The 11,874-nt window shown below is 57.5% G+C and carries 11 protein-coding genes; 4 read left to right on the top strand and 7 right to left on the bottom strand.

Annotated elements, in window-relative coordinates:
* Nucleotides 1-15 precede the first annotated feature (15 nt).
* Nucleotides 16-687, bottom strand: coding sequence for a hypothetical protein (locus tag H8S02_RS07820; RefSeq protein ID WP_186970053.1), 672 nt, complete (start codon nt 685-687; stop codon nt 16-18).
* A gap of 97 nt (nt 688-784) precedes the next feature.
* Nucleotides 785-2,026, bottom strand: a complete 1,242-nt coding sequence (locus tag H8S02_RS07825) for a 6-phosphofructokinase (RefSeq protein WP_186970054.1) — start codon at nt 2,024-2,026, stop codon at nt 785-787.
* A 249-nt stretch (nt 2,027-2,275) separates the two neighbouring features.
* Here H8S02_RS07825 and fba point away from each other — a divergent pair, with 249 nt between their 5' ends.
* Nucleotides 2,276-3,244 (top strand): class II fructose-1,6-bisphosphate aldolase, encoded by a 969-nt coding sequence (fba, locus tag H8S02_RS07830; RefSeq protein ID WP_186970055.1) that lies wholly within the window; start codon nt 2,276-2,278, stop codon nt 3,242-3,244.
* A gap of 147 nt (nt 3,245-3,391) precedes the next feature.
* On the opposite strand, the gene H8S02_RS07835 is transcribed toward fba, so the two are convergent.
* The 4 genes from H8S02_RS07835 to H8S02_RS07850 all read right to left on the bottom strand — a co-directional run bounded on the left by H8S02_RS07835 (nt 3,392) and on the right by H8S02_RS07850 (nt 8,136).
* Entirely contained in the window at nt 3,392-5,866 is a 2,475-nt protein-coding gene (locus H8S02_RS07835) for an ATP-dependent Clp protease ATP-binding subunit (RefSeq protein WP_186970056.1), read from the bottom strand.
* 121 nt (nt 5,867-5,987) lie between these two features.
* Entirely contained in the window at nt 5,988-6,989 is a 1,002-nt protein-coding gene (locus H8S02_RS07840; protein WP_186970057.1) for an ATP--guanido phosphotransferase, read from the bottom strand.
* A complete protein-coding gene (locus H8S02_RS07845) occupies nt 6,986-7,531 on the bottom strand; it encodes a UvrB/UvrC motif-containing protein (protein WP_186970058.1) in 546 nt (181 codons plus the stop codon). The genes H8S02_RS07840 and H8S02_RS07845 overlap by 4 nt, the downstream gene beginning before the upstream one ends.
* Nucleotides 7,532-7,686: 155 nt before the next feature.
* Nucleotides 7,687-8,136: a CtsR family transcriptional regulator gene (locus H8S02_RS07850; protein ID WP_207722088.1), complete on the bottom strand. Its 450-nt coding sequence runs from the start codon at nt 8,134-8,136 to the stop codon at nt 7,687-7,689.
* A 320-nt stretch (nt 8,137-8,456) separates the two neighbouring features.
* Here H8S02_RS07850 and H8S02_RS07855 point away from each other — a divergent pair, with 320 nt between their 5' ends.
* The 3 genes from H8S02_RS07855 to H8S02_RS07865 all read left to right on the top strand — a co-directional run bounded on the left by H8S02_RS07855 (nt 8,457) and on the right by H8S02_RS07865 (nt 10,875).
* Complete coding sequence (locus H8S02_RS07855; protein ID WP_118685585.1) at nt 8,457-8,627, top strand: DUF362 domain-containing protein; 171 nt, start codon at nt 8,457-8,459, stop codon at nt 8,625-8,627.
* 436 nt (nt 8,628-9,063) lie between these two features.
* Entirely contained in the window at nt 9,064-10,386 is a 1,323-nt protein-coding gene (locus H8S02_RS07860) for an ArsB/NhaD family transporter (protein ID WP_330601938.1), read from the top strand.
* Between the two features lie 21 nt (nt 10,387-10,407).
* Nucleotides 10,408-10,875, top strand: a complete 468-nt coding sequence (locus tag H8S02_RS07865; protein ID WP_186970060.1) for a hypothetical protein — start codon at nt 10,408-10,410, stop codon at nt 10,873-10,875.
* 155 nt (nt 10,876-11,030) lie between these two features.
* Here the strand turns inward: H8S02_RS07865 and H8S02_RS07870 are convergent, their stop codons facing one another.
* Nucleotides 11,031-11,828, bottom strand: coding sequence for a TIM barrel protein (locus H8S02_RS07870; RefSeq protein ID WP_118685582.1), 798 nt, complete (start codon nt 11,826-11,828; stop codon nt 11,031-11,033).
* Nucleotides 11,829-11,874 lie beyond the last annotated feature (46 nt).

The following is an 11,874-nucleotide window of genomic DNA, read 5'->3' on the forward strand; positions in this document are numbered from 1 at the left end:
GAACGCTTTCCTTTCTCACTTCATTGGCTCGTAAAACTGGTCGAGCAGCTGACCGATGGTCTGATGATCGGCGATCTTGCCGGTAACCGCATCATAATAATAGTACATATTGCCGTCCTGGTCGGCAAAGAGATAGGTGCCGAGCGGACATATATCACGGTTGCCGTCCGTCCATCCGATATACTGATAGCCTTCCGCCTCGCCGACGACACGGATCTGGCTGACGCTCAGCGGGTGCATCACGACCGAAAGGCCGACGATCGAGATCAGGTACGAGCAGTACAGCAGGATCACGACGTAAGCGGAGCTGCAGCCCTTCGGAGGATGGAGCATGGACTCAAGACCGAGGGTTTTCACAACATAACCAAATACAAGCATGATAACGATGACCCAGAACCAGACCTCGCAGAGCGGATTAAAGCCCAGCGCGAGCATGAGATAGATGAGGCCGCCGCAGCCGAAGGTGACGATCAGCTGACTCAGACGGTTCCATTCCGCCTCCTCGCGTTTCGCCGCAAAGCGCGACGCGAACAGGATGACCGGTGCATAAAGCCACAGGAAAATCCGGCTGTCGCCGAGCGCGCCGCCGAAGTCTATATAAAAATAAGTACCGATCAGGCTCACAATGAGCCATGCCGCGAGCGCTGCGATCGTGAAAGCACGTTTTACATCTTTTTTCTTTTCCATTTCTACATTCTCCCCTGAAAAAAGGCAAACGGGCAGAGCCATGCGGCTCTACCCGTTCCACCACACACCGCATGGTGTGAGCTATGCGATTGTAAGATTAAGCCTCAGCCTTGATCTTCTTCAGCTTGGCAAAGCGCGGCAGGCCGGACTGCTTCGGGCCAACGTTCTCGCCCTCGATGAGCGGCAGAGCGTAGTCAATAAATGCCTGAGTAACGCCGTTGCCTTCCTCGTTGATCCAGTCGCGCGGAACCTTCTTCTCGGTGTTCGCAACTTCAGAAAGCGGGAGAAGCTCGATCTCGCACTTGTAGCCGTTCTCGTCGCGGGTGCACTTGAAGCCCGGCATGTAGTCGGTCTTGCCTGCAACTGCGTTCTCAACAGCAGCCTTGCCGGACATGTAGGACTCGTCTACGTCGGTCTTGGAAGCGCAGTGTGCAGCGCAGCGCTGGAGCAGGCTGAGCTCGATGCCGCGGACCTTGCAGCCCAGCTCGTTCTTTACGGTGTCTGCCAGCATGGAAGCCAGACCGCCGAGCTGTGCATGGCCGAAGCCGTCGGTAGCAGAGGTCTTAGCCTCGGATACGAAGGAGCCGTCAGCGTAGTGGATGCCCTCGGATACAGCAACGAGGCAGTTGCCCTTCTCGTCGTAGATCTTCTTGACGTCAGCCAGGAACTTCTTCATGTCGAAGTCGGTCTCCGGCAGGTAAACCAGATCCGGACCTGCGCCCATAGCGGTAGCCAGACCGGCAGCGCCAGCCAGCCAGCCAGCGTGACGGCCCATGATCTCTACGACGCAGACCATGCCGGTGTCGTATACGCGAGCGTCCTGATAGATCTCCATGCAGGAAGTAGCGATGTACTTGGCTGCGGAAGCGAAGCCCGGGCAGTGGTCGGTGCCGAACAGGTCGTTGTCGATGGTCTTCGGAATGCCCATGACGCGGCACTCGTAGCCGGACTTCATCATATACTTGGAGACCTTGTTGCAGGTATCCATGGAGTCGTTGCCGCCGTTGTAGAAGAAGTAGCGGATGTTGTACTTCTTGAAGATCTCAAGAATACGCTTGTAATCGGTATCGTCTACGTCCGGATCAGCCAGCTTGTAGCGGCAGGAGCCCAGAGCAGAGGACGGGGTGTAGCGCAGAAGAGCCAGCTCGTCGCGGTCTTCCTTGTCGATATCATACAGATCGTCGTTCAGCAGACCCTTGATGCCGTGTGCCATGCCGAATACGCGGGTGATGGACGGGTTGTCCAGCGCCGCCTCCAGCGCACCCAGAACAGAAGAGTTGATTACGGAAGTCGGGCCGCCCGACTGACCGATGACGCAAGCGCCTTTCAGTTCGCTCATAATGATAAACCTCCTAACAAATTAAAACACAGAGATATCTCGCTGCATTTTCTTACGTATAAAGAGTACCATATAACGTGAAAAAAATCAATCGTTATCCGAAGTTTTCGGCAGTTTTCACGATTTTATGTAGAGCTGCGGAAAAAAAGACAGGATTTTTTTGATATACACTTGATTTTACCGGGGGTAACTGATAAAATAAAAGCAGAATTTTTAAGATTCAGCTTTTATCAGAAAGGAAGTTTTCCCATGCCTTTAGTTACTACTACTGAGATGTTCAAGAAGGCTTATGACGGCGGCTACGCTATCGGCGCTTTCAACGTGAACAACATGGAGATCGTTCAGGGTATCACCGAGGCTTGCCAGGAGCAGCACGCTCCTGTCGTTCTTCAGGTATCCAAGGGCGCACGCGCTTACGCTAACCACACCTACCTCGTAAAGATGGTAGAGGCAGCTGTTATCGAGTGCCCGGATATTCCGATCGCTCTGCATCTGGACCACGGCCCGGACTTCGAGACCTGCAAGTCCTGCATCGACGGCGGCTTCACCTCCGTCATGATCGACTGCTCTTCCCGTCCGTTCGACGAGAACGTCGAGGAGACCAAGAAGGTCGTAGAGTACGCACACGCACACGGCGTTGTTGTTGAGGCTGAGCTCGGCACCCTCGCTGGCGTAGAGGATGACGTTAAGGTATCCGCTGCGGATTCCTCCTACACCCATCCGGAAGAGGTTGAGGAGTTCGTAACCCGCACCGGCTGTGACTCCCTGGCTATCGCAATCGGCACCTCCCACGGCGCTTACAAGTTCACCCCGGAGCAGTGCACTCGCAACGAGCAGGGCATCCTCGTTCCGCCTCCGCTGCGTTTCGACGTACTCGAGGAAGTTTCCAAGCGTCTGCCGGGCTTCCCGATCGTTCTGCACGGTTCCTCTTCTGTTCCGCGCGAGTTCGTTGACAAGATCAACGCTCACGGCGGCAAGATGCCGGATGCAATCGGCATTCCGGAGGAAGAGCTCCGTCATGCTGCACAGCTGTCCGTCTGCAAGATCAATATCGACTCCGATATTCGTCTGGCTATCACCGCTTCTATCCGCGAGCACTTCGACGAGCATCCGGATCACTTCGATCCGCGTCAGTACCTGAAGCCGGCTCGTCAGGCTGTCAAGGACATGGTCACCCACAAGCTGATCAACGTTCTGGGCTGCAACGGCAAGGCTTAATCTGCTGAACTGAAAGCTGAAAAGACCTCCCGATATGGGAGGTCTTTTTTTTGCTAGCGCATGAACAGCGTTTGCTGTGCAAATGAAAAAAACCAGGGACATACGCCCTGGTTTTTTCGTTAAGATGGAGAACTGCTGTCTCGAGGCTTATTCAGCCTTGGTCTCAGCGTCCTTGGTCTTGAGCACGAGCTTGTCGTTCTCGACATCGAGTACGACCTCGCTGCCCTTGCTGATCCTGCCCTCGAGGGACTCCTCAGCGACAAGATCCTCGACCTCGCTGGTGACGGCGCGGCGCAGCGGACGCGCACCGTAAAGCGGATCGAAGCCGGCCTTTGCGAGGTGCTTCTTTGCAGCCTCGGTCCAGGTCATGCTGATCTCCATGTCCTTCATGCGTTCAGCGACCTTGCGCAGCATGCCGTCCGCGATCTGGGCGATCTCGTCCTCGTTCAGACGGTTGAATACGATGATGTCGTCGATACGGTTGAGGAACTCCGGACGAACCGCGTTCTTCAGCTCGCCCATGACATCCTCCTTGATCTGCTCAAAGGTGCGCTCAGCAGCGTCCTCCGGCTTGCCGTCTGCGAAGCCGAGCGACTTGCGGCCGGCGCCGGTGATCTTCTGTGCGCCGATGTTGGAGGTCATGATGATGATGGTGTTCTTGAAATCCACATGGCGGCCCTGACCGTCGGTCAGGATGCCGTCCTCAAGAATTTGCAGCAGGATGTTGAACACATCCGGGTGCGCCTTCTCGATCTCATCGAACAGGACGACCGAGTACGGATGACGGCGGACCTTTTCGGAAAGCTGGCCGCCCTCATCGTAGCCGACATATCCCGGAGGCGAACCGATCATACGGGAAACGGCGTGCTTCTCCATGTATTCGGACATATCGATACGGATCAGCGCGTTCTCGTCGCCGAACATCGCTTCTGCCAGCGCCTTGCTCAGCTCGGTCTTGCCGACGCCGGTAGGACCGAGGAACAGGAACGAACCGATCGGGCGCTTCGGGTCACGCAGGCCGACACGGCTGCGGCGGATGGCCTTGGAAACCGCGGTGACGGCTTCGCTCTGGCCGATGACGCGCTTGTGCAGCGTATCCTCGAGGTGCAGCAGGCGCTGACCCTCGTCCTCGGTCAGCTGAGCGACCGGAACGCCGGTCCAGCCGGAGATAACGGCTGCAATGTCGTCCTCGGTGACAGCACCGTGGGACTTGGTCTGCTGGTCAGCCCACTCCTTCTTGCGAGCCTCCAGAGCCTCGCGCTTGGATTTCTCTTCGTCGCGCAGCTTGGCAGCATTCTCGTAGTCCTGACCCTTGACAGCCTCCTCCTTCTTCGCAGCAACGGCTGCGATCTCGTCCTCAAGCTGCTTGAGGTCCGGGGGAGCGGTCAGCGTGGACAGGCGGACGCGGGAGCAGGCCTCGTCGATGACGTCGATCGCCTTATCCGGCAGATAACGGCCGGTAACGTAGCGAACGGACAGCTTGACAGCGGCTTCGATGGCTTCGTCCGGAATCTTGATGCGGTGATGCGCTTCGTACTTGTCGCGCAGACCCTTCAGAATCTCGACGGCGTCCTCAGCGGACGGCTCGCCGACCTGTACCGGCTGGAAACGACGCTCGAGTGCAGCGTCCTTCTCGATGTTCTTGCGGTACTCATCGAGCGTGGTCGCGCCGATGACCTGCACCTCGCCGCGGCTCAGAGCCGGCTTGAGGATGTTGGCAGCATCTGCCGCGCCCTCTGCCGCGCCTGCGCCCATCAGCATGTGCATCTCATCGATGAACAGGATGGTGTCCTTCTTGGCGGTCAGCTCTTCGATGACCTTCTTGATGCGCTCCTCGAACTCGCCGCGGTACTTGGTGCCTGCGATCATGCCGGTCAGATCGAGCGAGATGATACGCTTGCCCTTCAGCGTCTCCGGGACATCGCCGGAAACGATCTTCTGAGCAAGACCTTCGACAACGGCGGTCTTGCCGACGCCCGGATCACCGATCAGTGCCGGGTTGTTCTTGGTGCGGCGGGACAGGATCTGGATGACGCGCTGGATTTCTTTCGTGCGGCCGATGACCGGATCGAGCTTGCCTTCCTTGGCTGCGGCGGTCAGGTCGCGGCCGAACTGGGCGAGCGCATCCTTGCTGTCAGCGCCGCCTGCGGAGGCGCCGGTCTCGGCGGAAACGCCGTCCTGTGCGCCGCCGAGCGCCTCGTTCAGCTTGCGAACAAGGATCTCCGGGGTGATTTTCAGATTTGCCAGTGCGGTCAGCGCGACGTTCTGGCCTTCGCGCAGGATGCCGAGCAGCAGGTGTTCGGTGCCGACATAGCCGGTGCCCATTTCGTTCGCGGACTGTACAGACAGCTCGACGATGCGCTTGGTGCGCGGCGTCATGCCCTGCGGGGCGGCAGCGTCGGGCGTGCCGCGGCCGGACAGCTCTTCGATCTGCTTAACAAGTGCCTCGTCGGTCACGCCTGCGGCAGCGAGCGCCTTGGCCGCCGGGCCGCCGCCTTCACGCAGCAGGCCGAGCAGCAGATGCTCCGAGCCGATGTAGCTGTGGCCGAACGATGCGGCCGCTTCCTGTGCAAGAGTCAGTGCCTGACGGGCACGCTCGGTAAAACGATTCTGATAGAACATAAATTAACACTCCTTTCAGAGTAGATGGGATTACTGATTAACCAGCCCTCTCGTGAGGGCGGACCGGCGAGCCTGCAAACGGGATGCAGGTGCGTCCGTCCGCCCTTACGGGCGGCCAAGATCAAGCAAAGCGGATGCCTGCTGTGGCTTCACGCAGCATTTCCGCGCGCTTCCTGTCGCGGTCCTGCGGCGCGCCGGTCAGCATGGCCGGGCGGATATGCTCCTCGAGCGTGTACAGCTTCTGCGCGTCCATGCCGGACAGGAAGCCCATTTGCAGGCCGATCAGCACATCGGAAATGCACTGTACGGCTTCGCTCGTGTCGATGAGGTAAGCGCTCTTCATCGTGCCTGCCGCGCGGTAGATGCGGTCGCGCAGCGCCGGTTCATTCTGGCTGCGCACCTGTTCGCGCGCCTTCTTTTCGGCGTCGATGATGGTCGTTGCGGTCTCGACCAGTTTGTCAGTCAGCTCTGCGGCAGACGCACCGAGAGTGACCTGGTTGGAGACCTGATAGAAGCCGCCGACCGCCTGCGAGCCTTCGCCGTAGGTGCCGCGCACTGCGCAGCCGCGGCTGCCCGCATAGCCGATGATGCGGTCCATCTGGCCGATCGCGGTCAGCATGGGCAGATGCAGCATGATGGATGCGCGCAGGCCGGTGCCGATGTTGGTCGGGCAGGCGGTCAGATAGCCGAGGCGCTCGTCATAGGCGAACGGCAGCGCCGCTTCGATAAGGGACGCGATGCGGTTTGCCGTGCCGAGGCATTCCTTCGGGCACAGACCGGTGCCGATGACCTGCAGGCGGAGGTGATCCTCCTCGCCGATCATGATGGACACGCCGCTGTCTCTGGAAACGATCAGCCAGCCGCCGTTCTGCGCCAGCTCGGGGGAGATGAGGTGTTCCTCGACCAGACGGGACGCTTCGGTCGAGCGGGGGATGATCTGCTTCTTTTCGAATTCCGGACCGATGGTCGGATTTTCCTTCAGCGCGGCGAAAACCTTATCAGCGATCTCGCTGTGCTGCTGTTCGGTCAGACGGAACGGATAACCTTTTATATTTCGTGCAAGGCGCACACGGCTGGATGCTGCCAGACCGGTGAAGCCGCCGTTTATCGTAAACATGCTCATTTCTGTTCGCCCTCCATTCTGCGGATTTCATCGCGCAGGCTTGCTGCGCGCTCGTAATCTTCGCTTTCGACAGCCGCCTTCAGCTGAGCCTTGAGGTCAGCGACCGGATCGGTCTTCGGCTGTTCGGGAGCTGCCGGAGCGGTGCCGACATGGCGCGTCGCGCCGTGGACCTTCTGCACATACGGATTGAGGATGTCCGCGAACGTGGAGTAGCAGTCCGGGCAGCCGACGCGGCCGGTGCGCCGCAGCTCGCTCTCGGTCATGCCGCAGGTCGGGCACTTGCGTTCGGTGCCGAGCAGGGTAGCGGTCGGAGCCGCTTCGCCCAGCATATCGTTCCACAGACTGCCGAAGCCGCCGCCGAGGAACGAATGGAACGGATCGCTCCAGAAGTGGTTCATCGACTGAAACGCGCTTTCGAACGCGCCGCCGAGGTTCTCTTTCTGTGCACACTCCGGGCACAGGTGCATTTCACGGGTTACGCCGTTTACGGTTTCCTTATAATACATGGTTGCTTCATTCTTGCCGCATTTTTCGCATTTCATAAGTCAAAACTCCTCTCTGAGAGATTGTATACTATATAATAAAGTTTCATTCAAGTCCGGCTCTGCCGGATTTGAATATCACTGCTCACGCCGTGGCGGTGTGTCCTCGTTCGCTGTGCGAACGAGAGGGGGATCTAAGGGGGACTGTGTCCCTCTCAGATCGTTGCGATACCCATGATCGAGCAGCGATAGATCGCGGCTCGCAGGCGGTCGCGGTCGGTCTTTTCGACCTCCGCCAGTGCGCCGTCCGAGCAAGCGGACAGGAGAAGCTGTCCCTCGCGCTGGGTGAGCAGATCGGCGGAAACCAGTGCGCGTGTCAGCCGCGCCGCATCATTCTGGCTCAGCCGGCCGCCGATGCCGCGCGCCGCCTCGAGCAGCGTGCGCTGTCTGTCGTCGAGCAGGCGGATGATGCGGATGAAGCCGCCGCCGCCTCGCTGGCTTTCCACCAGATAGCCGTTTTCCGGTGTGAACCGCGTTTCGATCACATAATTGATCTGACTCGGTACGCAGGAAAATCGGTCTGCGAGGCTTTTGCGCTGTAACTCTGCGACGCCGCCGCCGTTCGACAGCATCTCACCGATGAAATCTGCTATCACATCGGACATTTTCATTTGGCTCACTTCCTTCTGTCGGTTCCGGCCCTTTACTGACCTTCCCTGACCTTTGACTATATTGTATAATTTTCAGCGTCTAAAAACAAGAGAAAAATCTGACCTTTTCTGACTAAAATAAAAAGCTATCACAGAAAAACATGGTGTTTTCTAATTTGTTCTCACGAAATCTCTTTATTTCATGATTTTTTGAAAATATACGCAAACTATGCACCATGATAAAAGTTACCAAAGACTAACCACCTGTTTTTGTTGCTTTTTTCAGAACATGTGGTACAATATATTTGTAAAATACATTTGGAGGTGCAATACCAATGGCATATGTTATCGGTGGCGGCTGCATTATGTGCGGCTCTTGCGCGGGCGAGTGCCCGGTTGGCGCTATCGCTGAGGGCGACGGCAAGTACGAGATCAACGCAGACGCTTGTGTAGATTGTGGTACCTGCGCTGGCGCATGCCCGGTAGGCGCAATTTCTCAGGGCTAATTCTGAGATGTGAAGAAAACCCCGTTCCTTTTGGAACGGGATTTTTTTATTCTGTCGAAAAGCTTTCGCTTTTCCGACAAGGGTGTTCGGCTCTGGCCGAACACGGACGTCCGAAAGTTCCCGTTCGGAAGTTTTCTCCCTCTCAGGGGATAAAAAGTTAGGTGCACGCCCTGACTTTTTATGAAACTGCAAGGCGGTTTCTATTTTATGCGCGCTGCTGCGCGAGGGGCTGAAGGGGGAAGTGCGGCGGCAGTTCTTTTTATCAGGCGGCTTCGTGCACAATGCTCCGCGGGACGCGGACACGTTAAGATAACGTTAAATATTTATCTGTCAAGATGTCAAAGAAATCGCGAAAATACACCGAAATTCATGCGTTTTGACGTTGAAATCGCGGCGCACAGGGGCGTATAATAGTAGACCGAATGAAAAAAACGGAATGCGTGCCGCAAAAAGGAAAAGCGGGCACGCAAAGGAAAGGGGACTACTATTTATGAATTCCATGCAGATCATCTCTGTCGTGGTGTTTCTCGTCGTCATGATCGCGCTCATTACAGAAAAGGTGCATCGCACGGCGGCGGCGGTTTCCGGCGCTGTGCTGCTGCTGTGTCTGCGCATTCTGAGCGTCGACGAGGCGATCAGCTACATTGACTTCGGCACGATCGGCGTACTGGTCGGCATGATGCTGTTCGTTGCGGTCGTGCGAAATTCCGGCCTGTTCGAGTATATGGCGATCAAGTCCGCGAAGATCGCGAAGGGCAGTCCGTGGAAGATCATGCTGCTGTTCATGATCCTGACCGCGGTGCTCAGCGCGTTCCTCGACAACGTAACGACCGTTCTGCTCGTCGGCCCGATGGCGATCTCGATCGCCGGCATTCTCGGCATCAACCCGGTGCCGTTCCTGCTCACGCAGATTTTAGCCTCGAACATCGGCGGCACGGCGACGCTGATCGGCGACCCTCCGAACATCATGATCGGCTCCAAGGCTGGTCTGAGCTTCGCGGATTTCGTCGTCACGACCGGACCGGCGGTCATCCTTATCATGATCGTCATCTGTGCGCTGTTCTATGCGGTATACGGCCGACGCATGGTGGTCGCGCCCGAGCGCATGGCAGCCGTCATGGAGCTGGATGAAAAGCGCGCTGTGCAGGACGAAATGCTGATGAAAAAGAGCCTTGTCATGATCGCGCTCATCGTTCTCGGCTTTGTCTGCCACTCCTCGCTCGGCGTTGAGTCCTGCGTCGTCGCGCTCGCCGCGGCGTCCATCATGCTGCTGATCGGCCGTCAGGATATCGAGGAGATCGTTCTGGGCGTCGAATGGTCGACCATCCTGTTCTTCACCGGCCTGTTCGTCATCGTCGGCGGCATGGTCAAGTGCGGCGTGATCAGCGCGCTCGGCAACGCGCTCGTTTCCGTGACCGGCGGCAACGTCACGCTGCTGATGATCCTCATTCTCTGGGGCTCCGCGGTGTTCTCGTCCGTTCTGGACAACATCCCGTTCGTTGCGACCATGATCCCGCTGATCCTGTCCATGCAGGCGGACGGCATGGATGTCACCTCGCTCTGGTGGGCGCTGTCGCTCGGCGCGTGCCTCGGCGGCAACGGCACGCTGATCGGCGCGTCCGCGAACGTCGTTCTGTCCGGCATTTCGGCCAAGCACGGTCATCCGATCACCTTCGGCCACTATCTCAAGGTCGGTTTCCCGACCATGGTTCTGTCGGTCGCGATTTCTACCGTTTATCTTCTTGTTCGTTTTCACTGATCTTAGCAGGAGGGGACTAATATGTTTACAACCACATTTTCCGGCGAGCTGATCAATGTCGCGCTGCGTCAGCTGGGCGCGACGCGCATAGTCGAAACGCGCAACGGCATTATGTACAAGGTCGAGTTCAAGCTGTCCGATGACCTCACCGTGACCTATGTGTTCGACGTCACCAAGCACGACAAGTATTATATCCAGCGCATCGCGCCGTATCCGATCTCGCACGGTGATTTCGCGAGCGCGGACGAGGTGATCGAGTTCGTGCGCCGAGATATCACTAAATTCCGCAACGCGATGCAGTCGCACAACTTCCCGAAGTTCATCGAGACCGCTCATGCGATGGTGCGCTTTACGCATGCCGTCGAGCTGATGTTCCTTGAGCGGAATATCCCGGAAGAGGATATGGATGCAGTGCGCCAGAGCATTGAGAACAGTCTGGATCAGGTGCGCGAAATCTACGGCCGCACGCCGAAGATCGATAAGAAATAAAGAGAGCGTCATCTCCGCGCAGCGTCAGCATGCAGCTGCACAGGACGACGAAAAAACCGAGGTACACGCACACTGTCAGCGGCTCAGGCTGACAGCGGGCAGTGCCTCGGTTTTTTGTGTTAAAAGGAAAGCGTCAGCGAAGATGTAAGCCTTAGTTACGCTTTCGGCGAATGCTCCATGATCGCCTTGACGGCAGTCGCGGTGTCGGTCTCCGGGAACAGCTCGTAGCCGACGCGGCCGGTATAGCCGCACTTCTCCAGATGTGCGAGCACCTTCGTGTAGTTGATCTCGCCCGTGCCCGGCTCGTGGCGGCCCGGTGCGTCAGCCACATGGATATGGCCGAAGGTATCGCCGTAATTCGAGATCGTGTCGCAGATGCAGCCCTCGTTGATCTGCATATGATATACATCATACAGCAGCTTGAGACGCGGGCAGCCGATCAGGCGAACGATCTCGGCGCCCATCTGGGTGGTTGCGAGGAAGTTGCCGACGTGGTCGGTGGTGATGTTCAGCGCCTCGAGATTGAGGTTGATCTCCTCCTTCTCTGCAAGCTCCGCACAGGCGAGCAGGGTGTCATACATCGAGCACAGCTTGACCGTGTGGGACAGGTTATCGTAGTGATTGACAACAATGCCGCCGTCGCCCAGTGCGTTGGAATGGATGGTGACGCTGGCGGCGCCGACCTTTTTCGCAGCCGCGATGGACTGCTTGAGGTAGTCCAGATACTTCTGCTTGTGGGTCGGGTCGACGAGCGAGTAGTCTGCATCGCCGTTGAAGCCGGAGATCGCGATGCCTGCCTTCTCGGCAGCCTCACGGGTCGCATCTAGATCGCGGATGCGCCAGTCCCAGAACTCTACGGCCTCAAAGCCATCGTTTTTTGCCGCCTGAAAGCGGTCGAGCCAGTCCAGCTCAGTGTAAAGGGTATCAATGCAAGCGCATTTTCTCAGTGCCATAATAATTTACCTCCAGACGGAAAATAGAAATGCTTGGGATTCCTTT

The organism is Agathobaculum hominis (genome assembly GCF_014288055.1).
In the GTDB taxonomy this organism is placed as follows: Bacteria; Bacillota; Clostridia; order Oscillospirales; family Butyricicoccaceae; genus Agathobaculum; species Agathobaculum hominis.